Annotated in this window: 22 protein-coding genes; 8 read left to right on the plus strand and 14 right to left on the minus strand. The window is 66.8% G+C overall.

Annotated elements, in window-relative coordinates; all coding sequences use genetic code 11:
• The first annotated feature begins 2 nt into the window (after positions 1-2).
• Both ACYVKQ_RS11090 and ACYVKQ_RS11095 read left to right on the plus strand, forming a co-directional pair.
• Complete coding sequence (locus tag ACYVKQ_RS11090; RefSeq protein ID WP_460578230.1) at positions 3-959, plus strand: DUF6438 domain-containing protein; 957 nt, start codon at positions 3-5, stop codon at positions 957-959.
• A 5-nt stretch (positions 960-964) separates the two neighbouring features.
• Entirely contained in the window at positions 965-1,195 is a 231-nt protein-coding gene (locus ACYVKQ_RS11095) for a DUF2905 domain-containing protein (RefSeq protein WP_460578231.1), read from the plus strand.
• A 9-nt stretch (positions 1,196-1,204) separates the two neighbouring features.
• On the opposite strand, the gene ACYVKQ_RS11100 is transcribed toward ACYVKQ_RS11095, so the two are convergent.
• From ACYVKQ_RS11100 to ACYVKQ_RS11115, 4 genes are all read right to left on the minus strand, one after another.
• Positions 1,205-2,935 carry an NHL repeat-containing protein gene (locus ACYVKQ_RS11100; RefSeq protein ID WP_460578232.1) on the minus strand — a complete coding sequence of 577 codons (1,731 nt, stop codon included), beginning with the start codon at positions 2,933-2,935 and terminating at the stop codon, positions 1,205-1,207.
• A 356-nt stretch (positions 2,936-3,291) separates the two neighbouring features.
• Positions 3,292-4,023 carry a hypothetical protein gene (locus ACYVKQ_RS11105; protein WP_460578233.1) on the minus strand — a complete coding sequence of 244 codons (732 nt, stop codon included), beginning with the start codon at positions 4,021-4,023 and terminating at the stop codon, positions 3,292-3,294.
• Positions 4,024-4,042: 19 nt separating this feature from the next.
• Positions 4,043-5,914: a prolipoprotein diacylglyceryl transferase family protein gene (locus ACYVKQ_RS11110; RefSeq protein ID WP_460578234.1), complete on the minus strand. Its 1,872-nt coding sequence runs from the start codon at positions 5,912-5,914 to the stop codon at positions 4,043-4,045.
• Positions 5,915-6,079: 165 nt separating this feature from the next.
• A complete protein-coding gene (locus ACYVKQ_RS11115; RefSeq protein ID WP_460578235.1) occupies positions 6,080-7,573 on the minus strand; it encodes an SDR family oxidoreductase in 1,494 nt (497 codons plus the stop codon).
• A gap of 428 nt (positions 7,574-8,001) precedes the next feature.
• On the opposite strand from ACYVKQ_RS11115, the gene ACYVKQ_RS11120 reads away from it, so the two are divergent.
• A complete protein-coding gene (locus tag ACYVKQ_RS11120; RefSeq protein WP_460578236.1) occupies positions 8,002-8,364 on the plus strand; it encodes a hypothetical protein in 363 nt (120 codons plus the stop codon).
• 56 nt (positions 8,365-8,420) lie between these two features.
• Positions 8,421-10,094, plus strand: coding sequence for an ArnT family glycosyltransferase (locus tag ACYVKQ_RS11125; RefSeq protein ID WP_460578237.1), 1,674 nt, complete (start codon positions 8,421-8,423; stop codon positions 10,092-10,094).
• 137 nt (positions 10,095-10,231) lie between these two features.
• Here ACYVKQ_RS11125 and lysA read toward each other — a convergent pair whose 3' ends face one another.
• Both lysA and ACYVKQ_RS11135 read right to left on the minus strand, forming a co-directional pair.
• On the minus strand, positions 10,232-11,374 hold the full coding sequence (gene lysA / locus ACYVKQ_RS11130; protein WP_460578238.1) for a diaminopimelate decarboxylase: 1,143 nt from the start codon (positions 11,372-11,374) through the stop codon (positions 10,232-10,234).
• Between the two features lie 118 nt (positions 11,375-11,492).
• The gene (locus tag ACYVKQ_RS11135; RefSeq protein ID WP_460578239.1) at positions 11,493-12,830 is read right to left on the minus strand and encodes an aspartate kinase; all 1,338 of its coding nucleotides are present in this window, start codon (positions 12,828-12,830) and stop codon (positions 11,493-11,495) included.
• Between the two features lie 762 nt (positions 12,831-13,592).
• Here ACYVKQ_RS11135 and ACYVKQ_RS11140 point away from each other — a divergent pair.
• Positions 13,593-14,453, plus strand: coding sequence for a DUF2911 domain-containing protein (locus tag ACYVKQ_RS11140; RefSeq protein ID WP_460578240.1), 861 nt, complete (start codon positions 13,593-13,595; stop codon positions 14,451-14,453).
• Positions 14,454-14,570: 117 nt separating this feature from the next.
• On the opposite strand, the gene ACYVKQ_RS11145 is transcribed toward ACYVKQ_RS11140, so the two are convergent.
• The 4 genes from ACYVKQ_RS11145 to ACYVKQ_RS11160 all read right to left on the minus strand — a co-directional run bounded on the left by ACYVKQ_RS11145 (position 14,571) and on the right by ACYVKQ_RS11160 (position 18,336).
• Complete coding sequence (locus ACYVKQ_RS11145) at positions 14,571-16,676, minus strand: glycoside hydrolase family 97 protein (protein WP_460578241.1); 2,106 nt, start codon at positions 16,674-16,676, stop codon at positions 14,571-14,573.
• Between the two features lie 141 nt (positions 16,677-16,817).
• The gene (locus ACYVKQ_RS11150) at positions 16,818-17,216 is read right to left on the minus strand and encodes a DUF5958 family protein (RefSeq protein ID WP_460578242.1); all 399 of its coding nucleotides are present in this window, start codon (positions 17,214-17,216) and stop codon (positions 16,818-16,820) included.
• Complete coding sequence (locus ACYVKQ_RS11155; RefSeq protein ID WP_460578243.1) at positions 17,188-17,688, minus strand: GNAT family N-acetyltransferase; 501 nt, start codon at positions 17,686-17,688, stop codon at positions 17,188-17,190. Before ACYVKQ_RS11155 ends, ACYVKQ_RS11150 begins: the two co-directional genes overlap by 29 nt.
• A gap of 312 nt (positions 17,689-18,000) precedes the next feature.
• The gene (locus ACYVKQ_RS11160; RefSeq protein WP_460578244.1) at positions 18,001-18,336 is read right to left on the minus strand and encodes a winged helix-turn-helix transcriptional regulator; all 336 of its coding nucleotides are present in this window, start codon (positions 18,334-18,336) and stop codon (positions 18,001-18,003) included.
• An 82-nt stretch (positions 18,337-18,418) separates the two neighbouring features.
• Between ACYVKQ_RS11160 and ACYVKQ_RS11165 the strand changes: the two genes are divergently transcribed.
• Positions 18,419-19,051 (plus strand): NAD(P)-dependent oxidoreductase, encoded by a 633-nt coding sequence (locus tag ACYVKQ_RS11165; RefSeq protein WP_460578245.1) that lies wholly within the window; start codon positions 18,419-18,421, stop codon positions 19,049-19,051.
• A gap of 33 nt (positions 19,052-19,084) precedes the next feature.
• On the opposite strand, the gene ACYVKQ_RS11170 is transcribed toward ACYVKQ_RS11165, so the two are convergent.
• The 4 genes from ACYVKQ_RS11170 to ACYVKQ_RS11185 all read right to left on the minus strand — a co-directional run bounded on the left by ACYVKQ_RS11170 (position 19,085) and on the right by ACYVKQ_RS11185 (position 23,525).
• The gene (locus ACYVKQ_RS11170) at positions 19,085-20,014 is read right to left on the minus strand and encodes an alpha/beta hydrolase (protein ID WP_460578246.1); all 930 of its coding nucleotides are present in this window, start codon (positions 20,012-20,014) and stop codon (positions 19,085-19,087) included.
• A 139-nt stretch (positions 20,015-20,153) separates the two neighbouring features.
• Positions 20,154-21,122 carry a sodium-dependent bicarbonate transport family permease gene (locus ACYVKQ_RS11175; RefSeq protein WP_460578247.1) on the minus strand — a complete coding sequence of 323 codons (969 nt, stop codon included), beginning with the start codon at positions 21,120-21,122 and terminating at the stop codon, positions 20,154-20,156.
• A gap of 329 nt (positions 21,123-21,451) precedes the next feature.
• Positions 21,452-22,141: a hypothetical protein gene (locus ACYVKQ_RS11180; RefSeq protein WP_460578248.1), complete on the minus strand. Its 690-nt coding sequence runs from the start codon at positions 22,139-22,141 to the stop codon at positions 21,452-21,454.
• Between the two features lie 13 nt (positions 22,142-22,154).
• Entirely contained in the window at positions 22,155-23,525 is a 1,371-nt protein-coding gene (locus ACYVKQ_RS11185; protein ID WP_460578249.1) for a M28 family metallopeptidase, read from the minus strand.
• A 91-nt stretch (positions 23,526-23,616) separates the two neighbouring features.
• On the opposite strand from ACYVKQ_RS11185, the gene ACYVKQ_RS11190 reads away from it, so the two are divergent.
• Together ACYVKQ_RS11190 and ACYVKQ_RS11195 are read left to right on the plus strand one after the other, a co-directional pair.
• Entirely contained in the window at positions 23,617-24,501 is an 885-nt protein-coding gene (locus tag ACYVKQ_RS11190) for a helix-turn-helix domain-containing protein (protein WP_460578250.1), read from the plus strand.
• 86 nt (positions 24,502-24,587) lie between these two features.
• Complete coding sequence (locus tag ACYVKQ_RS11195; RefSeq protein WP_460578251.1) at positions 24,588-25,541, plus strand: phosphate/phosphite/phosphonate ABC transporter substrate-binding protein; 954 nt, start codon at positions 24,588-24,590, stop codon at positions 25,539-25,541.
• Positions 25,542-25,565 lie beyond the last annotated feature (24 nt).

A 25,565-nucleotide genomic window follows, 5' to 3' on the forward strand; every position in this document is an offset into this window, starting at 1 on the left:
CCTTGCTGGCAGCTGGGCTGCTCTGTCTGCCCGGAACACCCGTCCAGGCGCAATTAACCCCGCTGGTAGTACCGGCGCGTATTCCCAACGAGGTCGACGAGCTGCGCACCGCCGCGCAGGTCACGGCGTTGGTCCGGCGGACCCAGGCCTATCCGTCTTATCCACCTTTCGAAGTCGACACCGCGGTCCGCTACCCGGCCAGGTATTTTGCCCCCCTGACCGTAGCTGGCAGGCCCCAGCCCTGGGTCGCGGCGGATGTTGACGGCAACGGTTACACCGATTTGCTGGTGCTGGGCAAAGCGCGCAACTGCCCGAGCGCGCAGTTGCTCATGGCCGTGGGGCCGCAGCGCTACCAGCCGTTGGGGTTTACCAGTCGCGGGTTGGGGGCCTGCCAGCTGCCCGTCGTGACGCGGGTGGAGGGCCGGCCGGCCATCGTGCTGTACCACCACGTGACGCCGCGCAACGGCCGGGAATCGGATGCGCCGCTGCAGCCGCAGCGCGACACACTGGTGTTCCGCCACGGCGGCCTGATCGAGTACAATGCCCGGCCGGTGCGGCGCCGCATCGAGCGAATTAGTTTTGCGGCCGGCTCCTGTTACGGGTCCTGCCCGGTGTTCACCCTGGAAATCGATGCGCCAGGCCAGGCCCGCTACCATCTTCTAGAGGAATCAGGCGCCCGTCCGGGGCCGCCCGGCTGGTTTGCAGCCAGCATCGACGCAGCCTCCTGGAAGGAGCTGACGGCCCTGATCGACTACCTGCCGTTGCCCAGCCTGACGGGCCGCTACGCCGTACCTGCTACCGACCACCCCACCGTGCTGCTGACCATAACCTACGACGGGGGGCAGCAGACGAGCGTAGTAGACTACGGCCTGGCTGCGTCGGCTGGCCTGCGCCTGCTCTACGACAAGCTGTACCAGCTGCGCCTTTCCCAGCAATGGCAACCCACTACCGCCCGCTAACGCTTATGCCTTCCCAACTCGGTAAGCTTCTCGTACTCCTCGGCCTTGGCCTGGCCGTGCTCGGCGCCATCATCTGGCTGGGCGGCGGCTCGCTGTTCAGCTGGTTTGGTCGCCTGCCTGGCGACATCCGCGTGGAGCGGCCGGGCTTCCGCTTCTACGCGCCCATCGTTTCGATGCTGCTCATCAGCCTGCTGCTGAGCGCGCTGCTGTGGCTGTGGCGGCGGCTGGGCGGATAGCGGCGGGCGCTAGGGCAGCACCAGCAGCGGAGCCGCCTGTTGCTGGCCATCGGCCCAGCGCAGCAGCACCGTGTAGCGGCCGGCCGGCAGCCCAGCGGTGCTCAGGGTGAAGCCCGTCGCCGGTACGGAGGCCGTCCGCACCAGGCGGCCCACGCCGTCGAGCAGCAGCAGGGAGGCGGCCGCGCCGGCCGGGCTTACCCGCACGGAACCGGTCGCAGGATTTGGGTACAGGCCCACGGGCCGGGTAGCTGCGGCGCCGGGGCGGGCCGCGGTGGTAACGCGGGTGGTTTTGGCCACGAAGATGTCGCGGGTGGTGCTGGGCTGGCTGAACAACGGAAACTGTCCGGCACCCGCCGTGAAGGGTCCGGCCGTGAAATAGCCGGCCACGGCCAATTGGCCGGTGCCGTCCACGGCGGCGGCGTAGCCGATGTCGTTCGAAGGGCCGCCCAGGCGCTGGGCCCAACGGAAGGCGCCGCCGCTGGTGTAGCTGGCCACGGCTACGTCGGAGGTACCGGCCGAGGTGAACGTGACACCCGTGCCGGCCGGACCGTAACGGGCCGTAAGTTGAAAGTAGCTCACCGCGTACACGTTGTTTTGTTCGTCGGTAGCCAGGGCGATGGACTCGTCGGAACCGGCGCCGCCGTCGCTGCGGATCCACTGCACGGCCCCGGCGCGCGAGTACTGCACCAGGGCAATGTCGTCGCCGTTGCCGGCGGGGTTACGTACGCGCACGGAATCGTTGGCCGCGCCCAGGAAGTAGGCCGAGTCGCGGTAGGAGGTGAGCAAATAAGCATTGCCGCGGCGGTCGGTAGCTAGGGCCCGCCCGATTTCCGAAGCGCCGCCCGTGCCCAGGCGGGCCCACAGGGCGGCGCCATTGCGGTCGTACTTCACCACGAACAGGTCGGCGGAAGCCCGCGAGCGAAGGCGTAGGGCGGGGCTGCTGCCGCCGTCGAAGGTCATGGTTTCGCGGAACGAGCCGGTCACCAGCACGTTGCCGGCTCGATCGATGGCCACGGCGCGGCCCGCGTCGGTGGTGCCGGCGCTGGTACCGCGGCGGGCCCAGAGCAGCGCCCCCGCCGCGTCGAACTTCACGATGAATACATCCGAGCCGCCCCCGCCCGCCAGCGTGGTGGTCGAGCCATCAATGGTAGCCCCGTCGCGGTAGTCGCCGGTAATGACCACGTGGCCGAGCGAGTCGGTGGCTACGGCGTAGCCGTTTTCGGCGCTGGTGCTGGCGCTGCCCAAGCGGCGGGCCCAGAGCAAGGCGCCATTGGGGTCGAACTTGCTCAGGAACACGTCGTCGGCCCCGGCCGAGGCCAGCGCCACGGCACCCGCGCCCGCCCCGAAGGTAGCCGTGCCGGTGAAGGTGCCCACCACCAGCAGGTTGCCCTGCGGATCGGTGGCCAGCCCCAGGGCCTCGTCGTTGCCGGAGCCGCCGTGGCGCTGGGCCCATACCAGCCCGCCGCCGGCGTTGTATTTGGCCAGAAACACATCGGAAGTGGAGGCCGTGCCGCCGCTGGGGGTGGCCACCAATTGCACCGCCGCCGTGCCCGTGCCAAAGCTCGCCGTGCCGCGGAAGATGCCCGCCACGTAGCTGTTGCCCTGCGCGTCGGCTACCAGGCCGCGGGCTTCGTCAGCCAGCGTGCCGCCGGCCGCTACGCTCCATTGAAATGTGGGCGCCTGCGCCCAAGCGCTACCAGTCAGCAGCCAGAACAGGAAAAGGAGTAGCGAAGGGCGCATATGCAGAAAAGGCTAAGGTGAGCAAAATGGGTGTAGGCTCAAGATACGTACCCGCGCCGAAAGTGGCCCCAAGCCGGGTAATGGCCGGGGGAGCGGTGGGGCGACGTATGGCTCCCGAAGAGCTGGTCAGTAGTCGTATCGAAAAAAGAACGTCCGGTTGAGCACAGTCGAACCCTGGGCCGCCTGGAAGATTACGGTTACTGATGGTTAATTCCTCTTCGGGTCGGGCCGCCGGTGCTGAGGTGCCGCACCGAACAACCCCGCTTCTGCTGCTACGCCCTCGTCACCCGACGCGGTGCATGGATGTGCCGTTAAACGGGCTGGTGCGTCTGCGGAGGCACCTGCAAAAGGATGTTTCACGGCACGTAGCCCAAGGAGAAGCCAAGCTGCGTCGGGGCGGCCGCGCTGAAGCGCGGCTGCGCGTAGCTGCTGGCCTCAAACGTACGCCCGAGCCGCAGCCCCACGCGCGCAAAGGCTTGTACTTCGCTGCCCTCGGCCGCGGCCGTCGGAATAGCCGCGCCCACCAGCACGGTGAGCGGCGTGCCCGGCAGGCGCGTGCCGCCGCCGAGCCGGGCGGGCGGGTTGCCGAAGCCCAGCAACTCCTCGGCGTAGTCGATTTGGGCGTGCCAGCCGTCGAGGCGGCCGGCGCGCACCCGCACCTGCGGCACCACATGCACGGTGCCGGAGCCCCGAAACCGCCCCAGCTTGCCCAGCCACGCGCCGAGCGCCGCGCCGAAGTAGCGCCCATCGGCCGCCACGAAGGGATTGAGGCCGCGCAAACTCGTTTCCACCGAGCGGTTGCCGGGCGCGTAGCCCGTGCGGGTGCTCTTGCCCAATCCAAAGCGCAGGCCGATGGTGACGTCCGTGTCGTAATCCGCATCGGCCTCGCGCCAGCGGTTGCGGTAGGCCACTGTGGCGCCCAATGCCCGGTAAGTGTCCGGGAAAGTGCCCGGCAGCTTGCCCCACAAGGCGTGCGCCTGCGCTACGGACAGGCGTTCCACGGTGCGGCCCGGGGTGGTGGATTGGGCCACCCCGTACAGGGGCAGCCAACTCGTGGCAAGCAGGAAGCCGAGGCGTAGGCGCGTCATGCCGCAAAGCTACGAGCGGCTAGCGGCCGCGCTGCAGCGGAATGCTGTAGAAAAGCCGCCCGCTGAGCTGGTACAACCGGCCGAAGTTGGTGGCCGCGTACGGCTCCAGCGCAAAGCCCGAACGGCCCAGTTGCACCCGCCCGCTGACGAAGCCCATAGCCGCGTGCGGGTGGTGATTGGCGAGGCCGACGCCCGCCAGCACGTAGCTGCTACGGGCGTCGCGCAGCCCCCAGCCCACGCCCAGGCGGGCTGAGTAATTGCCCACGGCCGCCGGGCCGTAGCCCGTTTCAAACTGCCCGAACGCCCCGCCGGGCTTGCCGATGCGCAGCAGCATATCGGGCAGCACCGGCACGCGGCCCACCGCAAAGGACTTGTCGCGGTGGTGCGGATAGGCCAGCTGGCCCAGGTGCAGGCCCAGGCGGTAATCCAGGTACAAGCGGCCGATGCCGTCGGCTTCGTGGAAGGCGACGTAGGGATTGAGCGAGAACAGGCGCCGGGTGCTGCTGCTGTCGGGGCTGCCGGTGAGGAAGGGCCCGCCCGGGACCAGGGTGCGGACGCCCTGCTGCTCCGGCCCCAGCCACACGCCCAGCCCCACGCCGCTCACGGCTTTGCGCGGATTGTCGATGGTCAGCTCCGCTGAGCCGCCGTGAACGGCGTAGCGGTGGTAGTAGGCCCGGCGCTCCGGCGCTCCGCCCGAGCCCGAGCAGCCCGTTGGTGGGGTCACCACGCGGTCCTCGTCGTAGGCGCCGCCGCTGCTGCCTACGCTCAGGGTCAGGGAATGGCGGGCGCGGGCGCTATCAGCTGGTGGCGGAGCTTGGTTGGTCAATAGCAGCACGGCCGAAGCCAGGCCCAGCGGCAGCCCCAGCCGGCGGGGCTGGGCGGTGCCCCGGTGCAGCAGCGCCGCTACTTCCAGCACCAGCACGACCGTCAGGGCTGCTTTCACCACCAACATTTCGGGCAGGGTGAGGGCACCGGGACCGAGCAGGGCAGTAGCCGCCAGCAAACTCGCTACCGCCAGCAGGTTGCGTAGCGGGCGGCTGGGCGGAATGATTTCGGGGGGGGGCACGCGCCCTGGCCGTGCGCGCGTACGCCACAGCCACCAGCCAACCGCGAGCAGCACCAAGGGCAGCAGAGCCCATTGTACCTGCTTGAGTGGCAGGTCCGCCATCGGGCGCAGGGCCGCGCCCACTTGCTCGCCGGCTGGGTCGCGCCCAAACTCGATGAGAAAGCGCGCGGCCAGCAGCAGCGCCAGATGCAGCAGGCGCCAGCTGCCACCCGGCCAGGGGCGGTGGCGCGTCAGCCAGAGAATGGCGCCGGTGAGCAGCGCCGTGAGGCCCGTGTACAGCTGGGTGGGCAGCACCGGCAGGGAGTGCGCGGCGGATGGCGCTATCAAGCCCTGGTGCAGCTGCGCGAGGTAGGGCAAAGTGCCGGGCGCGTACTGCACGCCCCAGAAACCGGCGGGGGCCAGGTGGCCAAAGCAGCAGCCGGTGAGCAGACAACCCACGCATTGCAGGGCGTAGGCCGCGCACATGGGCAGGGCAAAAGCATCAAACGCGTGCCAGCCGAAGCCCAGCCAGCGCCGCAGCACCAGCCCCGCGAGCGTGCCCCCGACGGCGCCGCCCAGCACCGAGCGCGCCGTGTGGGATGGCCACTCGCCCTGCTGCCAGAGCGCGGCCCACTCGGGTGCCGACATGGCTATCAGCTTGGTGCCCACAATGAACGCCAAGGTGCTGCCAGTGGTCAGCAGCAGCCAGGGGCGCAGCGGGTAGCCGCGCCGGTGGCCTTCCCACAGCAGCAACACCTGGTTCAAGAGAAAGGCCAGGACGTAGCAGGTGGTGTAATAAGCATGCCCCACCGGGGAGGGAAGCAGCAAGGCGTCGAGGTGGGGCATAGGCAGCGGGGCGGCACACGCCAGCAGTGGCCGCGCAGCTATTCAAGATAGCCGCGCGGCTGCTTCGCCCTACCACTAAATTTGCCCCGAATCAGACTTTTTTATAGTGGATTCATACGGGTAATTGCTTGATTGAAAAGGCATAGTCGTTGATGGCGGAGGATATTATCGGAGGCCCGGCCCCGGCGCGGGCTGCGGCGCCATCTGCCGCGGGTACTGTACAATGTTCTCAATCATGCCCCGGAAGATGACGAAGTGGAAGGGCACCAATGCGTACCAGTACAGGCGGCCGGCCAGCCCGTCGGGCCGGAAGGCGGCCAGCTGTTCCAGCGTGTGCGAACCGTCGTCGTGGTCGGTGATGCGAAACTGCAGCCAGGCCTCGCCGGGCAGCTTCATTTCGGCGTAGAGCAGCAGCCGCCGCCCGGCGCGGTCGGCCACCAGCACCCGCCAGAAGTCCAGCGGGTCGCCGGGGCGCAGGTCGAAGGGGGAGCGGCGGCCGCGGCGCAGCCCCACGCCGCCCGCCAGCTTATCGAGCACGCCGCGGATGCGCCAGAGCCAGTCCACCTTGTACCAGCCGCGCCGCCCACCGATGCGCCACACGTTGTCGAGCACCTCGTCGGCCGGGCGGGTAAAGCGCAGCGTCTGCCGGTCGAAAAACATGCCGTGCTGCGGAATCTGCACGTAATCCATGTAGTTCTGGTCGGCCACGCCGCTGCTGGCCGCGTCCTTCCAGCTGCTGACCACCTCGTTCTGCTCGATGCGCTGAAACGCCAGCGCCAGCGCCTCCGGGTACGTCATGCACCGGTGCGGCAGCACCCGCCCGATGCTGCGGGCCGGGCTGACCACGGTATCGTTGCGCAGCGAGTCCACCAGGCTGCGGGCCAGCGAAAACGAGGTGCGCGTGACCAGAAACAGCCACAGCGAGGAGAGCCGCGGCGTGAGCACCGGCACGGTAACGATGCGCCGCCGGAAGCCGCGCTGGCGGGCAAAGCCCGCCAGCATCGCGCGGTAGGTGAGCACGTCGGGCCCGCCGATGTCGAAGCTCTGACCCAGACAGGCCGGGTGGTCGAGCACCTGCAGCAGGTAGTGCATCACGTCGCGCACGCCGATGGGCTGGCAGCGCGAGTTCAGCCAGCGCGGCCCCACCATCACGGGCAGCTTTTCCACCAGGTCACGGATGATTTCAAACGATGCCGACCCCGAGCCGATGACGATGCTGGCGCGCAGCACCGTGGCCTGCGCCCGCGCCGCGCGCCGCAGCTCGTCCTCCACGCCGCGCCGCGAACGGAGGTGCTCCGAGAGGTGCTCGTCGTTGACGATGCCCGAGAGGTAGACCACCTGCCGCACCGGGGTGCGGTCGAGGTATTGCACGAAGTGGCGCGCGGATTCCTGCTCGGCCCGCGCGAAGTCCCGGCCGTTGGTGCTCATGGAGTGCACCAGGTAGTACGCCGCGTCGAAGTCGGTGGGAAGTTGGGCCAGGGTATCGGGCTGGCGCAGATCGGCCTGCACAATGCGCACCCCGCGGCCCTGCAGCGGGGCCGGCAGCGCAAAGCGGCGCGGGTCGCGCACGAGGCAGGTGACCTCGTGGCCGGCCGCCACCAGCAGCGGCAGCAGGCGTTGGCCGATGTAGCCGGTGGCGCCGGTGAGCAGGATGCGCATGCGGAAGTCGTTATTCGCTGATGACAATCGGGTTATCTGAAAACGAGACCGATAAAACAATGGCCGGATAAAGTCTGAAAATTCACAAAATCGGATAGTAACCCAGCATCCACGGTGGTAGGTTACTGACTATGCAGCAGCCTCATTCCTATTCGTTAGCCGTGGTCGGGCTATGGGCCCTGAGCAGTTGTGCGCAGGAGGAGCCGACGCCTGGCAAACCCTATTATCAGTTCACCGCTGATGACCGGGCGTGGTTCTTGGGCGGAGCCGGCGCTGAATGGGTATTCGAAAATGCGCAGGGCCGGCAACGGCGTTATCGGCTGCGGGAAACGACGGAAACGAAGCAGGTATATTCCACGGGAAACTTCGGGCCGCTCGGTGCAACGGTACGTTACTATTACGACCAACGGGAGCTTCTTTGGGCCCGCGTGGATTCGCTGGAGTACCTGCAGATTCGGTTCAGGCGGGATTTGCCTGCCGGCATCGATAAAACCAATCCACCGCAGCAGGGCAGCGTACTCGGCGTACAGGTGCAGGGCGACGACTTGTTGGGAACCAACCTGGACGACTTGTTTACTCCCGGTTTCACGTTTGGGGCAACCCACCCGCCGACGGGGGCATTGCTGGTACGGGGGCAGGCATACGGGGAAGTTCTTACTCTAGCCAGCTCGGGTAGCGTATGCTCGTTTTGCGCCGGGACCAAGCGCATCAACCGTCTGTACTACGACCGGCAGTACGGCATCGTGCGCATGGAGTCGGTGACGGGCGAAGTCTGGGACCGGGTGCGCTAAGCGCCGGAACGGCCGGTTTTGGGCTATTTTTGCCCCGCTTCACCCGCACTCCGCTTATGCCTGCTTTGCCTCCGATGTCCTCGCGCCTGTGGTTATGGTTGCTGCTCGCCGCGCTCGGCGGGGCGTTTCTGCTGAACCTGAACGCCTGGGGCGTGCTCGAAAGCAGCGAGGCCCGCTACGCCGAAATCGGCCGCGAAATGCTCGTGGGCGGCGACTGGCTGCACCCGCGGCTGCTTGGCATCCAGCACTTTCACAAGCCACCGCTCACCTACTGGCTCACGGCCGCGGGCCTGGGCCTGTTCGGCGGCTCGGCCGGAGCCGTACGGGTGCTGCCGGTGCTGGCCGTGCTGGCGCAGGTGGCGCTGATGTACGCCCTGGCCCTGCTCATGTTCAGCGGCGACCGGCGCCGGGCCCTGGCGACGGCCGTGGTGTACGGCACGCTGCCGGTGGTGCTGATTTCGGCCCTGAACGTGACCACCGATGCCTACCTGGCCACGCTGGAGCTGCTGGCCGCCTACTCCTTCGTACGCTACCACTGCACGCCGCCGCCTCGCCCCGCGGCGCGCTGGCTGTACCTGGGCTGGGTGGCCCTGGGGCTGGGCTTTCTGACCAAGGGGCCGGTGGCGGTGGTATTGCCCGCCATGGCCGTTATCAGCCTGCACCTGACCAAGGGCACAGCCCGCCGCGCGTGGAGCGCGCACCATTTGCTGGCCGGGGTGCTGTTTGCGCTGGTAGGCCTGAGCTGGTACCTCGTGCTGATGGCCGACAACCCCGCATTCGTCCGCTACTTTCTTTTCGAGCATACGGTGGAGCGCTTCGCCAACGCGGCCACCTTCAACCGCAGCAAGCCCTGGTGGTTTTACTTGGTACTGGCCCCGCTGGGCTCGTTGCCGTGGTCGGCGGCGCTGCTGGCCGAGCTGGTGCGCACGGGCTGGCGCGGCCTCGGGCGGCGCTGGCAGCAGGTGTTGCTGTGGTGGGTGCTGGTGCCGCTGCTGTTTTTCTCGCTCTCCAAGTCGAAGCTGCTGCTCTACGTGCTGCCCATCTTCCCCGGCGTGGCCCTGCTGACGGTGGAGCTGCTCGGCCGCCGCACCGATGCCGTGCTGCTGCGCTGGTACGTGGGCTTCACGGCGCTGTTTGGGCTGCTGCTCGGCGGGCTGTGCCTGCTGCCGCTGCTCGGCGCCGATTTTGGCCTGAACATCAAGCCCGTCAACGCGCTGTGGCCCGCCGGGGGCATTCTGCTGCTGCTGTTCGTGCACATGTTCTGGGAAGAAGTGCGCATCGCCCCGCGTCTGCTGGTGCTGGCCGTGCTCTTCACGGTGGGCCTGCTGGCGGCGGCCAAGCCCATTCTGGGCCAGATCGAGGCCCGCGCCAACGGCAGCCGCCCGGTAGCCCGGCGACTGGCCGAACTGCAGCTGACCGACCGCCCGGTGCTCGTCTACAACGAGCTGCTGCCCTCCTTGGCCTTTGAGCAGCAGCGCCTGCCCGTCTCGCTCTACGATGGCAACCACGCCCTGCAGCGCGAAACGCAGTTTGAAGCAGGGGAGGCGTGGCACCAGAACCTGATCAACCTGCAAAACCCCGCCGACACCACCGTGCTGGGCCCTCTGCTGCGGCAACACCCGGTGCTCCTGGTAAAAGGCGAGCTGCCCGCCGAGCGCCGGTGGCTGGTGCAAGGACTGCCCGAGCACGAGCACGTCGGCCCCTGGACGATTTACTACGGCGGCTGGTAAGGGGGCACGAGCACGCGCCCCGGTTGGCAGCATCAGCGGGCAAAACAACCCGCCATTCTATCAACAGACAGCGCCCGAAACTCACCAGGAGTTTCGGGCGCTGTTCATTTAGGTAACAACGACGCGGCCAGGGGCTGCTACACGTACACGGCCTCGGCCTTGTCGCGCAGGTTGTAGTGCGACGACATCACCTCGCCGTAGGCGCCGGCCGTGCGCAGCACCACCACGTCGCCGCGGCGGGTTTCGGGCAGCAGCACCTTGCGGCCGAAGGTGTCCGACGACTCGCAGATGGGCCCCACCACGTCGTAGGCGCGCTCCGGGGCCTGGCTCGTGAGGTTTTCGATGCGGTGGTAGCTTTGGTAGAGGGCCGGGCGGATCAGCTCGGTCATGCCCGCGTCGAGAATGGCGAAGTGCGTCTGCTGGCTTTCCTTCACGTACAGCACCCGGCTCACCAGCGTGCCGCACTGCGCCACCAGGGCACGGCCCAGTTCCACGTGTACCTGCTGGCCCGGCCGCCGCTGCAGCAGGCGGCCAAACAGGCCGAAGTAACTGGCAAAGTCGGGCACCAGGTGCGCGTCCGGCTCGTGGTAATCCACGCCCAGGCCGCCGCCCACGTTCAGGTGCGGCAGGCGCAGGCCCCGGCTTTCAAACCAGCGCTGCAGCTCGTTCACGCGGTGGGCCAGCGTCTCAAACACGCCCAAGTCGGTGATTTGGGAGCCGATGTGCACGTGCAGGCCCACCAGCTCCACGTGCGGCAGGCGCTCCAGCAGCTCGATGACCTGCGGCAGGTCGCCCATGCTGATGCCGAACTTGTTGGCTTCCAGGCCGGTGGTGATGTAGTGGTGGGTGCGCGCGTCCACATTCGGGTTCAGGCGCAGCGCCACCCGGGCGCGGCGGCCCTGCGCCCCGGCCAGCTCATCAATGATGGCCAGCTCGGGGGCCGATTCCACGTTGAAGCACCAGATGTCGGCCGCCAGGGCGCGGTTGATTTCGGCGTCGGACTTGCCCACGCCGGCAAACACCACGTGGTCGGGCGCGAAGCCCGCGTCGAGGGCGCGCCGCACCTCGTTGCCGCTCACGCAGTCGGCCCCGAAGCCATGCTCGCGCACCAGCTGCAGAATGGGGTCGTTGGCGTTGGCCTTCAGGGCGTAGTGCACCTGAATGTCGTGCGCTTGGGCGGCGGTGCGGGCAGCCGTCAGCGTCTGGCCGAGCAGGGCCAGGTCGTAGAGGTAGAAGGGCGTGGGCCGGGTCGAGAGGTCGGCCGGAAGTTGCAGGGGCATAGAGGAAAAGCGGTAGCGCGGGCTTCAGCCCGCGTAGGTCAGATAGTAAGCTCTCGGTAAGGAAGGGTACTATCCCGGGGGCGCGGGCTTTAGCCCGCGCTACGTGGGGGTGGCGCGGCTACGGAGTTACGGTGGCGGAGCGAAACAGGCCGTTGTTGAGCGCGTGCAGCGAGCGGGTTTTGTCGGCGGTGTTGATGAGGATGCTGATGTTGTTGGGCGAGCCGCCGTAGCTGATCATGCGCAGCGGCACGTCGCGCAGCGTGTCGAATACCTGCCCGGCGGCGCCGTGCTGCTCCTGCACCAGGTTGCCCACCAGGCAGATGATGGTCAGGTCGGTATCCACCTCCACCGTGCCGAAGCGGCGCAGCTCCTCCAGGATGTCGGGCAGGTGCGCCGCGTCGTCGATGGTCAGGGACACGGCTACTTCCGAGGTCGTGACCATGTCGATGGGCGTGCGGTAACGCTCAAACACGTCGAAAATGCTGCGTAGAAAGCCGAAAGCCAGCAGCATGCGGCTGCTCTTGATGCGGATGGCCGTCAGCCCGTCCTTGGCGGCCACGGCCTTGATGGCCTCCGCGCCGGTGCGGGCCGAAATCAGCGTGCCAGGGGCCTCGGGCTGCATGGTGTTGAGCAGGCGCACCGGAATGCCGTGCTCCCGCGCCGGCAGTACCGAGCTGGGATGCAGGATCTTGGCGCCGAAGTACGCCAGCTCGGCCGCCTCGTCGAACGACAGCTCGCGAATGGGGTAGGTGCCCTCCACCACGCGCGGGTCGTTGTTGTGCAGCCCGTCGATGTCGGTCCAGATCTGGATTTCGGTGGCGCCCACCGCCGCCCCGATCAGCGAGGCGGAGTAATCCGAGCCGCCGCGCTTGAGGTTGTCGATGGAGCCCTGCTGGTTGCGGCAGATGTAGCCCTGCGTGATGAACAGCTGCTCACCCGGGTGCTGGGCCAGCTGCGCGGCCAGGTGCTCCCGGATGTACGCCGCGTCGGGCTCTTCGTCCTGGTCGAGGCGCATGAACTCCAGCGCGGGCAGCAGCACGGCCCGCTCGCCGCGGATGCGCGTCAGGTAGAGGTGAAACAGGCGCGTGCTCAGCAGCTCGCCCTGGGCCAGGATGACCTTCTCGCCGGCCGGCGAGAGCGGCTGGCGCGTGAGGTTGAAGATGGCCTTAAACGAGTCGTCGACCAGCTTCAGGCCCTCGGCGGCCGCTTCCTCGTCGGGCAGCAGTTCGCGCGTGACGATGTGGTAGTGCTGGCGCAGCACCTCGATTTGCAGGGAGCCGGCCGTCAGGTCGCCCTCGAACAGGAGCTTGGCAATGTTGACCAGCGCGTTGGTGGTGCCCGACATGGCCGAGAGCACCACGATGCGCGGCCCGATGGGGGCCTGGATCAGCCCGGCTACGGCCCGCATCCGCTCGGCCGTCCCGACGGACGTGCCGCCGAACTTGAGAACTTTCATGGAATCAGCGAAAGTGAGAGGTCAGTGTGCGCAACCGCCGACGCGGGCGGCTGCAAAGTGAAACGCATAAAAAAAGCGCCGGTTGGAAACCGGCGCTGGCTACTTGAAAGTCGGGAAGACAAGCAACAATGGGCGACGGTCAGCTGCGGGTACATTTCACCCGTTTGGCGCCCTTGCATTTCTTGCTTACCAGACACAGGCTGCCCTTCGTCGCCGGGGCGAAGAGGGCTGCCGGAGCAGAAAAAGCCGAAAAACGCGGGGTCAACGCTAGCATACTAGAAACCAAGCCGTGCAAGCCCGACAAGGGCCGTACGGCGTTGCGGCCGCAAGTACGGACATATTTCGGCAAATCGGAATCGGCCCGGCCGGCTTTTTGTGACCTGGGCACTCGTGGCTGCGGTTTGCAGGGACTTCAGGACAGCTGATTTGCCGTGCGGCTGACCGGTGGCAGGCGCCGTCACGCGGCGCGTGCCGCTGCAGAAGCCTCGGGCTGCCACGACGGTGGCCCGATAACCAGGGCGCGCGCATGCGGCGCAGCCAGCCATCGAACCGGCTGGTTACGAAAGGCAAGGACACGTGGAAGCCCATTGCAGGCGCCGGAAGGCAATGCCAGCCTGACGAGGGCGTTAGAAGGGGGTGGAAATTGGGCCCCGGGTCCGGCTTGGCGTTGCCGCGGTGAAGAAGGCAGAAGTCCGCCGCCGACTGGGCGGGCGCTGGGTCCGATGTTTGCTAGGGCTAGCAGCTCTCACCCCTGTACATCGCATGAAAGTACTTTCGACTCTCTTCCTTGCCGCCGGCCTGTGTTGGCTGGCGCCCACGCTGCAGGCGCAGCAATTGAAACTGCCGGCCATGAGCCCCACCGTGCGGATGCGGCAGGATTTCTCTACTTCTTTTATTGAGCTGACCTACGCCCGGCCTTCCAAAAAAGGGCGCGAGGTGTTTGGCAAGCTGGTGCCCAACGGCGCCGTGTGGCGTACCGGCGCCAACTCGTCTACGCGCATCCGCTTCGGCGAAGAGGTGAACTTTGGCGGGCAGGTGGTGCCGGCCGGCACCTACGCCCTCTTTACTATTCCCGACCCGAAGGAGTGGACCATCATCCTGAACAAGGACACCTCGCAGTGGGGCGCCTACGACTACCGCCCCGAACTAGACTTGGTGCGGGTGAAGGCCAAGCCGCGCACCTCCAACACGGCCATGGAGTCCTTCTCCATGCTGCTCGAAAACCTGCAGCCCGAAGCCGCCGACCTCACCCTGCGCTGGGACAAGACGCGCGTGAGCGTGCCCATCGTGGCCGACCCCGATGCGCGCATCATGGCGCAGATTCAGCAGGCCATGCAGGGCGACAAGAAGCCTTACTTCCAGGCCGCGCAGTACTACTACAGCACCGGCAAGGACATCAACCAGGCCATCAGCTGGCTCGACGAGGCCATCAAGCAGCAGCCCAGCTACTACACGTACTACTGGAAAGGCAAGATGCTGCAGAAAGCCGACCGCAAGGCCGAAGCTGCCGAGGCCGCGCGGCAATCGATGGCCTTGGTCAAAAGCGAGAAAAACCCCCACGCCAAGGACGAATACACCCGCCTGAACGAGCAGCTGCTGAAGGAAGTCGGCGGAAAGAAATAGCAGGAATTCGCTCCAAAAGATGTGGAGCGCAGCAGAAAGGCAGCAGGCGCGGAGGTTGGACTCCGCGCCTGCTGCCTTTCTGCTGCGCCAGCGCCGGGCGCCCGGTACCGAAAACCTTTAGCGTCCAATAGGCTTCAGGCTCACGGCCGCGCCGCCGCCGGGGGCCAGCGGCAGCTTCAGCGTCGTGTTGCGGGTTACTTTCTGCCGCCGGATGCGGTAGGCCATGGGGTTCTTGTCCCACGAGGCGCCGGGGGCGTCGGTGTAGAGGATGGCTTCGTACTGCTGACCGGCCGGGAGAAAATCCAGCTTCACCGCCTGCTGCCGGGCTTGCTCGTCGGTGATGGCGCCCAGGTACCACTCGGGGCGGCCCTTGGCCTTGCGGGCGGTAGTGAGGTAGTCACCGGGCTCGGCCTGCAGGATGCGCGTGTCGTCCCAGTCCACCGGCACGTCCTTGATGAACTGGAAGGCGTCGAGGTGCTGCTCGTAGGCTTCGGGCAGGTCGGCAGCCATTTGCAGGGGCGAGTACATCGTCACGTACAAGGCCAGCTGCTTGGCCAGCGTGGTGTGCACTTGCTTGCCCTGGTTGCGCTCGGGGTTCCAGCTGTCAAGCTTGATCTGGAAGATGCCGGGCGTGTAGTCCATCGGGCCGCCCATCAGGCGGGTAAAGGGCAGGATGGTTTCGTGCTCGGGCGGGTTGCCCTCGCTCCAGGCGTTGAACTCGTTGCCGCGCGCCGCCTCCGCGGCCAGCCAATTGGGGTAGGTGCGGTGCAGGCCGGTGGGGCGCACCGATTCGTGCATGTCCACCATGATCTGCTGCCGGGCCATGTTCTCGGCGGTGCGGGTGTAGTGGTTTACCATCCACTGCCCGTCGTGGTGCTCCCCGCGCGGGATGATGCGGCCCACGTAGCCGGTCTTCACCGCGTCGTAGCCGTGCTGCTTCATGAAGCGCAGGGCCGCGTCCTGCCGCCGCTCGTAGTTGGTGACCGAGCCGGAGGTTTCGTGGTGCATGATGAGCTTGACGCCCTTCGCGGCCGCGTACTGCTGCAGTTCCGCCACGTTGAAATCGGGGTAGGGCGTCACGAAGTCGAACACCTCTTCCTTCCAGTTGCCGGCCCAGTCCTCCCAGCCCACGTTCCAGCCCTCCACCAGCACGCCCTCGATGCCGTGGCGGGCGGCGAAGTCGATGTAGCGCTTCACGTTGGCGGTGTTGGCGCCGTGGCGGCCGTTGGGCTTCAGGGCGTTCCAGTCGGTGGCGGCCAGCTTGAGGTTGGAGGCGTCGGAGTAGTTCCAGCTGCTGCGGTTCACGTGCATTTCCCACCACACGCCCACAAACTTCTGCGGCTTGATCCAGCCCGTGTCGGGCAGCTTGCTCGGCTCGTTCAGGTTCAGAATCAGCTTGCTGGCCAGCACCTCGGGGGCTTTGTCGCTGACCACCACGGTGCGCCAGGGCGTGTGCTCGGGGGCCTGCAGGTAAGCCTTGGCACCGGTAGCAGCCGGTACCAGGTGCGAGGCCAGCCCGAAGGACTGCGGGTTCACGTCCAGCATCAGGGCCGGGTAGTTCACCAGCGCGGCCTCGTGAATGTTCACGTACAGCCCGTCGTCCGATTTGAGCATCAGCGGCGTCTGCACCCGTTGCGGCGCCGATTGCTGCTCGATGGGCTTGATGGGCGAGCTGTCGACCCGGCTCAACCGGGAGGTGGTGTAGGCGTACTCGTTGGAGTCGTAGTCGCCCGGAATCCAGAACGCTTTGTGGTCGGCGGGCAGGTTGAACTCGGTGCGCTCGTCCGTCACGGTGAAGTACTGCAGCCGCGGCTGCGCGGGCCACTCGTAACGAAAGCCCAGCCCGTCGTCGAACAGGCGGAAGCGCACCCGCATGCGGCGCTGCTCGGGGCCGGGCTGCTGCAGCGTCACCAGCAGCTCCTGGTAGCGGTTGCGGATCTGGCTGACCTCGCCCCACACCGGTGTCCAGGTGTCGTCGTGCCGGGCCGAGTCGATCTGCACTACCGTCAGGCCCTGCGCAAAGCCCGACTGGCCCTGGATGAGCACGCCCAGCCGGCTGGGCTGGAGCACGGTGCGCGGGCCGAAGGTGAGCTGGTAGGTTGGTTCGCCGGCCGCATTCAGGTTAAACTGCAGCGCGAGCTTGTGCGAAGGAGAGTGGAGGCGCTGGGCAAGGCCGGGCAGGGCCAACAGCGCGGCGGCCAGGGTGAGCAAGGGGCGGGTCATGCGCCGAAAGTACAGGGATGCGCCGATTGTGCGGGGCTCCTGATGTGCTTGTGCGTCAGATAGTGTTGATTCTTAATAGGTAAAATAACGGCGCAAGTAACAGTGAAGCGCTGAGCAGGGGGCTAGATCGGACGCCGCCCTTCAGTCCTGTTGGGGCAGGTGGTGCCATTCGTGCGAACAGCTGCCCCGGCACTCCGTAAGCCGACGCCGCGTGTCGGCCAACCGAAACAGCGTCATCATCACCTGAAAGGTTGCCGTCCGCTCCTGTGCTGGCAGATTGACCAGCTTGCGCAGGGCCAGGGGGAGCGGGTGCGTACGCAGAAGCACCAACGGAGTAGCGGTAAGTTTTACAGGAGCCGTTTCGATGGCTTGGCTTACTTCCTCCGGGCTGGGGTGCGCCTGTTGGATGTACATCCAAAGCTGCATCAATGCCGACTCCTGCTCCGCCTCATCCAGGCTTGCAAACCATGCCGCGCCAGCCCTTAGGGACAGGCGGTCCTGGGCAATACCATTAATCTGCCGTTCGCTGTAAGAAAGCATTGTTAGTGAGTAGGTTAATTGCTTGTGTGGCGGGCCGCTGCCGCCAGAATTCCGCTGGCATTTCAAACCGCACTTCCCCGCTCTTGGTCCGCCCCGTTTCCTGCCAACCCTGGCGGCGGTAAAATTCCTCGGCCCGCGTGCCTGTGCCGGTGCTCAGCCACACCGTTTCATCGGTTTGGGCGAAGTACCAGTCCAGCATCAGCCGGTGCAGCTGCCGGCCGATGCCCCGCCGGTCGTAATCTGGGTGCACGAACAGGGCCCAGACGTTGTGGCCCGGCACGTCGGCAATGGCAAAACCGGCCACGAGGCCATTGGGCGCCGTGGCCACCCAGCCCCGGCCGCGCCGGGTGAGGTAGTCCACGTAATCGGCTTCCGTGACCCGCGCCGGATCGGACAGCACGTTTTCGCGCACGGCGCCCCGCACCCGCACGAGTTGGGGAATGTCGTCGAGCTGCGCTTCGCGAAAGGTCATAATGGCGTTGGGGGTAATAGGGTGGAGGGGAAAGGAAAGAGGGTGCTACTGCGGCACCTTCAGTGTAGGCGGGGCGGGCAGCACCAGCAGACAATAGCCGGCCCCGCCTACGCGGCCTTCGGCTGGTCGATACCGGGCGCGGAAACCATTGGTTAGCAGTAGAATGTACGGCGGCAAAGCACCCCGCCCACGAGCAGCGCCAGCCCGGGCAGGTAGCAGGACGGTAAGCCCAGGCCGGAGTGCCGAGCCGGTGCGACCAGCAAGGTAGGGAACGGGCCAGGCCGCCCTAAGGCGGCTGCGGAAGGCCATGGCTCAGGTGGGCAGCAGGCGCAGGTATTCCTGACCAAACTCAGCCGCCGCGGCGACCAGCGGCAGCGCAGCGCGGCCGGCGGGCGTGAGGGCGTACTCCACGCGGGGCGGCACCTCGCCGTAGTTGTGGCGGCTGATGAGGGCCGCGTCGGTGAGCAGCTTCAGCTCGTGCACCAGGATTTTCTCGCTGATGTCGGGCAGCAGGCGTTTCAGCTCGCCAAAGCGGCGCGGCGCGGGGGCCAGTTGGTGCAGCACCAGCAGGCGCCATTTGCCGCCTACCAGCTCCAGGGCAGTGCGAATTGGGCAACGGGCGGTGACGGCTACGGGGACAGCGTCCATTTCTTACCTCTATGTAAGTACCGGCCAATACAACCGGTACTCCCAAGCTACGGTTCTTTGCCCACAAACCACTGCTTCTCTCATGAAACGCATTGCCCTTTTTGGTGGCTCGGGCCGCACCGGCCAGGAGTTTTTGCAACTAGCCCTGCAGCGCGGCTACACCGTGCGCGCCCTGGCCCGCAACCCGGCCTCCATTCCCCAAAGCTCGCCCCGTCTGGAGGTGCTGCCCGGCGACGTGCTCGACGCCGCCGCGGTGGCCCGCACCGTACAGGGCGCCGACGTGGTGGTGAGCCTGTTCGGGCAAGTGAAAAACTCACCCAAAGACGTGCAGACGCGCGGCACCGCATACATCGTGGCCGCCATGCAGCAGCACGGGGTACGGCGCATCATCAGCCTCTCGGGCGGCGGGCTGCCCTACGCCGAAGACCAGCCCAAGCTAGCCGACAAGCTCATTCGGGGCATCATGCGCCTGGCCGTGCCCCACGTGCTCACCGACGCCCAGGGCCACGCCGACGTGCTGCGCACCAGCGGCCTCGACTGGGAAATTGTGCGGGGGCCGCGCCTCACCGCCGAGCCCGCCCACGAGCGGTACCGCGTGGGCTGGGTGGGCGTGAATGCCAGCACCAGCATCGGCCGCGCCGACTTAGCCGCTTTTCTGCTGCAGGAGGTGGAGAGCGAGAAGTTCGTGGGCAAAATGCCGTTTGTGAGCTATTAGCGCCGGGGCAGCCCGCCGCGGCGCCCGCTCGGCTCAAGCAGAAACAACAGCCGCGACAGGCTGCCGGGCGTTTGCGCTGATGATGGCGCCAATGCTGCTCAGGGCTTGACGGGCTTCGCGCATCACCGGCAGCAACGGCCAGATGTGCGGCATGCCCGCGCCGTGCACCACCCGCAGCGGCACTCCGGCGGCGGTCATGGCTTCGGCCATCAGCTGCGCGTCCGGCTGCATGATGTCGCGCTCGGCAATGAACAGGTACGTGGGCACAAAGCCCTGAAAGCGGCCGTAGAGCGGCGAAATCTCCTCGCTTTGCAGGGGCGTGCTGCCGGCGCAGAGCTGCTTGGCCGAACGCGCGCCCGCCACGGACAACATAATATCCCGCTTATCCAAAGCGGCCGCGTCGGGGTTGGCCAGACTGGCATCGGCCACGGGCGAAACCAGGATCAGGCTATTCGGTAGTGCCGGGCTGGGCGTGCGCAGCAGGCGCTGCACCAGCAGGGTGAGCAGCGTGGCACCCACCGAGTCGCCTAGCAGGATGATGTTTCGGGCCGCGTACCGTTCGCGCAGGTAAGCGTAAGCCTCATCCAGGCTGCGATTGATGGCGCCAATCTGATTCTCGGGCGCTTTCGGGTAATCCAGCAGGTAGGCCTTCAGCTGGGTTTGGCGGGCCAGCCTGGCCACGCCGTGCCAGTTGATTTCCGTGGGGCCGTACACGAAAGCGCCGCCGGGGCAGTACAGAATGGCTACGTCCGGTTGGCTGACCTGGGCTGGTGTTATCTCGGTAAGGGTCGACTGGCTCAGGCTGATGGCGCGGCTGGCCTGCCCCAGCGTCTGGCCTTTGGTGGGCGCGTGCACGTCGTCCCGACGCAGCAGGGCATAGTTAATGGGCGACTCCGAGAAGGTTTGTTTCAGGCCTTTGAGCTTGATTACGGCTGCGGTCAGGTAGTAGGTGAGGCTGGGCATCGGGGGAAGAAGTTGATTACGGCACCGACAATCCGTGCGGCGGCCGGCTGCACGAGGCCACCCGTTTATGTGATGCCCGTGAAGCAGTGCTGCGCATCCTGCGCCGGGCCCGCGTGCAAGAAAGCCAAGCAGGCCCGGCTCAGGAGTGCTGCACGATGGCAAAGTACAGCGGCATGCCCAAGGTAATGTTGATGGGGAAAGTCACGCCCAGGGCCATGGGAATGTAAAGGCCCGGATCGGCCTTGGGCGCCGCCAGGCGCATGGCGGCCGGCACGGCGATGTAGGAGGCGCTGGCCGCCAGGATGGCGAAGATGAAACGGTTGCCCACGCTGTCGGTCACCACGTGGCTGGCCGCGGCCACCAGGCAGCCGTTGAGCAGCGGCATGAGCACGGCAAATACCGTCACGAAGCGGCCGTAGCGGATAAAGGCGGCGAAGCGCCGGGCCGTCACCATGCCCATTTCCAGCAGAAAGATGGCCAGAAAGCCCTTGAAGATGTCGGTGGTGAAAGGCTTGATGCCGTCGGCTTGCTTGGAATCGGCAATCAGGCCGATGACGAGGCTGCCGAGCACCATCAGCACGCTGCCGTTGGTGAAGGAGTGCTGCACGATGGCGCCCAGCCGGGGCTGCGTTTCGTCGGCTGCCGGCGCTTCGTAGCGCATCAGCAGGATGACGCCCACGATGATGGCCGGCGACTCCATCAGGGCCATGACCGCCACCATGTGCCCGCCGAAGCTCAACTGCTGGGCCTCCAGAAACGACACGGCCGCCACGAACGTCACGGCGCTAACCGAGCCGTAGGCGGCGGCCACGGCGCCCGCGTCGCTGACGCTGAGCCGGCGCTTCAGAATGAAAAAGGAGTAGAGCGGAATCAAACTGGCAATGAGCAAGCCGAAGCCCAACGAATAGAGGATTTCGCTGCTGAAAGGGCTGTGGGCCAGTTCCTGCCCGCCTTTGAAGCCGATGGAAAATAGCAGGTACAGCGAAATGAACTTGGTGGTAGTCGGCGGAATCTCCAGGTCGCTCTTCACCAGCGTGGCGACGATGCCGAGCACGAAGAACAGCAGGGTGGGATTGGTCAGGTTGGCAATGAGGAGGTGCGTGTCCATGCAGGAGGGCAGAATTGGGGCCGGGGTGCGGCCCGTACGCCAGCGGAAATGTGCCGCGTGGGGAGGTGCCTCCGCTGCTGTTGGCCACCAGCACCGCGAAAAGCGGCGCAAGTAAGCAATAATAGTTTTACTATCATTATCGATAGTAAATAAATCATCTGGCTTTGCTGTAGCGCTGAGCGGGGCCGGCGGTATAAGACAGCGCGAAACTGGCCGACGGAAAAATGTGGGCTGGGGTATTTAGCTGCACGCTGGCCCTAAGCAAAACCGGGGGTAGGCATTCGGCCTACCCCCGGTTTTGCAGCCTCCTGGAAACCCTACGCCCACTGCTACCTGCCCTTGCGGCCGATGAGCCTGAAGCGCCGCAGCAGAAAGTACACGAGACCCGCGAGCAACGCGTAAAATGCTATGCGCCCGCTCAGTTGTCCCAACCGAGCCGCCGTGGATTGGTCGGGTTGGCCGGCGGCGTCGAGCGTGAACTGCCGCCCGTTCTGGGCTACGCTGGGCTGCAGGGCAAACGACGTAAAAAAGGCTCCTTGCCGGGCCGTGAAATCGGGCTGGGCTTCTCCAGTGGGCAGCACCTGGTAGATAAACAGGTAACCGTTCAGGTAAATGGTGCGGCTGGTTATTTTCGGTGGGAATACGGGGTTGCGGGTGTTGGTGTACACCAGTTCTATACCCCGCAGGCCCTGCACGTCGAACGATTGTTGTGCCACCACCTTGCCCTGACTGGCGGCCACCACGCCCTTGGCCAGGCCCTGGTAAAAGCCATCCAAGTCGCCATCGGCGAGGCGGAAGCCCGGCTGCGCATCCACGTGCCGGCTCATGACCATGTAAGTCAGTCCGGCATCCTGAGCTGAGTAGATGCGCTGACCCAACGTATCCAGCACGTTCGGAGCCACAGGAAAAATGATGGTGGCGACGCCGTCGAGGTCGACGGGCGCGGGCCCGCCGGGCTGGGCCTGCGCGGCCCACGCGGAGCCGGCAAGCAGCAGCCAGGCAAACAAGTACTTGATCATGTGAACCAAAGCGTTAGCGCACCGGCTTGGGAATCACCGGTAGGCTCTCGTGGCCCTGGGCATCCACGGCGGCCACGCCGAAGATGTAGTTGTCCTTGCTGTGCGGCAGATCGGCCGTGAGGCCCTGCACCGCGAAGCGCTGCTGCCACACCGGCGACGAAGTTTCGCGCATCAACACCACGTAGCCGGCGGGCTGGCGGCCGGTGGCCGGGGCTTCCCACTTGAGCTGCGTGCGGTTGGTGAGGCCGCTGGTGAGCACGCCCACGTTCTGCGGAGCGGCCGGGGCCAGGGCCAGGCCCGCCAGCGTAGCCAGGTTCACGCCGGTGTTCTTGCGCAGGTACTCGTAGTCCACAAATTCGGGCAGGTCGCCGTACTGGCGGCCGTTTTCGGTGCGCAGGTCCTGGTGCTGGTGGGTGAAGTCCTCGTTCATCTCCGAGAAGCGCACCGCCGCGTAGCCCTGCTGGTTGAAGGGCGTGTGGTCGCCGCCGCGCAGAAAGCGGTCGGGGCGGTACTCCAGCTCCACCTTGTGGCCGGTCACGTACTGCTCGCCGGCCTGCTTGGCGTAGCGGGCCAGCTGGCGCGAGGGCGAGTCATTCTCCGAGGAAAGCTGGCGGCGCAGCTGGGCCTGCTCGGGCGTTTCGTTGGCCGGCACGCCCTCGCTGAACACGCGCACGCGGCCCGCGTCCTTGATTTCCGGGTCGTGGCCAGTGGAGTTGCCCACGATGTCGTTGTTGAGCATGCCCACGATGTTCCAGTTCTGGGCCTTGGCCTTGCGCGCGAGGTAGCCCGAGCCGATCAGGCTCTGCTCTTCGCCCTGCACGGCCACGAACACGATGGTGCACGGAAACTTGCGGGTGCTCATCACCCGGGCCAGCTCCAGCACCACGGCCACGCCCGAGCCGTCGTCGTTGGCGCCGGGCGCGTCGGCGGTGCGGTTCATCACGTCGGTCACGCGCGAGTCGAGGTGGCCGCTGACGATGAACACGCGGTTGTCGGCGGGGTCGGTGCCGGGCAAGGTGGCCATGACGTTGGCCATGACGGTTTTCACGTCCACGCGGCGGCCGTCGGGCTTCACCGTGAAGGTGTCCTGCTCCACCTTCAGCCGGCCGCCGCTGGCCTTGGCGTACTTGCGAAACTCGTCCTCCACCCAGCGCCGGGCCGCGCCGATGCCGCGCTTCTTGCTTTGGGTGTCCGACAGCGTGTGGCGGGTGCCAAACGATACCATCTTGTAGACGTCGTCCTTGAGGCGGTCGGCCGATATCTCGCCCACCATTTTCTGGATTTCGGCGTCGACGGATGCGGCGGGGGCGTTCTGGGCGCGCAGGGCAGAGGCAGAGAGCAGGGCGGCGGCCAGCAGGCCGGCAGTGACGGGGAAACGGAGCATGAGCAGGGGCAGATCGAGAAATGAAAACAGACGGAAAACGGCCGGCAACGGCCGCGTCTGCGCTTACGAAACTGGGTAGTATCTTGGTGGTATGCAAATCGAGCTGCCCCAGTACTTCCGGCAGGATGCCGCGTACCGCACCATTGAGCTGGCCGCCACCACGCTGGCCTCGTACCGCCGCGACCATGACTCGCGCGATACGCCGGTGCACCTGAGCGAAAACCTGCTGCTGCTCGTGCTCAGTGGCCAGAAGATCGTGCGCATGGCCGGAGCCCCCGATCTGGTTATCGGCGCCGGTGAGGGGGCCTTCATCCGCAAGGGGCTGTACCTGATGTCGTCGGTGCGCGGCGCCGAAGGCGAGGATTACGAGAGCGTGCTGTTTTTCCTGAAGGAAGAGCCCGTGCGCCAGTTCGTGCAGCAGTACCGGGCGCATTTCAGCGCCGATGCGGCCCCGGCTGCCGCCGAGCCCGCCGCCAGCCTGCCGTTTCCCATCACGCCGGTCCTGCAGGGGTTTGTGGCTTCCATCCTGCCGTATTTCGGCACCTACCAGCCCGCGCAGGCCCCGCTGCTGCAGCTCAAACTGCAGGAGCTGCTGCTGCATTTCGTGCTCGGCCCCGACGCGGCGCGCTACCAGCCGTTTCTGCTGCACCTGCACCACACCGCCCGCTACGACCTGCGCCTGCTCATGGAGCAGAACTTCCAGCGCCCGTTCAGCCTAGCCGAATTTGCCTTCCTGGCCGGCCGCAGCCTGGCCTCATTCAAGCGCGACTTTCAGACCACTTTCGGGCAGCCGCCGGCCCAGTGGCTGCGCGCCCAGCGCCTGGAGCACGCCCGCTTCCTGCTGCGCACCACCGGCCTGAGCGTCGGGCAGGTCGGCGACGAGGCGGGCTTCGTGAGCACCTCGCACTTCGTGCAGGCGTTCCGGGAGCGGTTTGGCTGCACGCCCGGGCAGGCGGCGGAGCTGCTGCCGGCCTGAGCCGCGCCCGACATTCTTTGAGCCGCAGCCGCTACCGTGCCGGCGCCATCCCGAGCTAGCTTTGTCGACACAACAACGACTTGGCTATGAAACGTTTACTTGCTTTCGTGGGGGCCTTTCTGGGGCTGTTGACCGCGGTTTCGGCACAATCCAGTGCCCCGGCCCGGCCCCTGGTGGTGGCCACCTACGCCTACGATACCAATGACCGCGTGGCCCACATCAGCCCGCTGGCCGCCGAGCTGGCCCGCGCCGTGGGCCGCGAAGCCCAGGTGCGCAGCTTTCCCTCGGTGCCGGCGCTACTGACGGCCATTCGCGCCGGCGAAGTCGACGTGGCCCTTCTCAACACCCTGGGATACGTGGCGCTCCAGGCGGCGGCGCCGGCCGCCGTGACGCCCCTGGCGCGCCTGCAGCTGCCCGCCGGCAGTAGCGGCGACTATCAGGCCTGCCTGGTGACGCGCCGTACCGCGGCAGTACGTTCTGTGGCCGAAGTGGCCGACCGCGCCGCCGAGCTACGGCTGGTGTTTGCCGGGCCGCACTCCACGTCGGGCCACCTGGTGCCGCGCCTGTGGCTAGCCACGCAGGGCCTGACGGCCGCCGAAACGAGCTTTCGGCAGGTGAGCTACGCGGGCAGCCACGCGGCCGTGCTCAGCGCCTTGCGCAGCGGGCAGGCCGAAGTCGGCGCCTGCGGCTTGGGCGAGTTTCGGCAGCTGCAGCGTGCGGGCCAAGCGGCCGATCTGCAGCTGCTCTGGACCTCCGACGCCATTCCGCTGGGCCCGGTGGTGTGCCGCGCCACCCTGCCGGCCGCCGAACAGCAGGCGTTGCGGCAGGTGCTGTTGCAAGCCCAGGCCGCTCACCCCGAAGCCCTGGCCCGCCTGCGGCAGGGTTGGGCCGAAGCGCGGGGCACCGACGGGTTTGTGTCCGCCACGGCCGCCGAGTACGAGGACTTCTTCCGGGTTATCGACGACACCGATGCCCGGCTGCACGCCCTGCCGGGGCAGGGGGCGGAGCTGCGCCGGCTGCTGGCCCAATACGTGCGCTGAAGCGCAGCGGGCTTGGGCGCAGGT

Source organism: Hymenobacter coalescens (genome assembly GCF_054783195.1).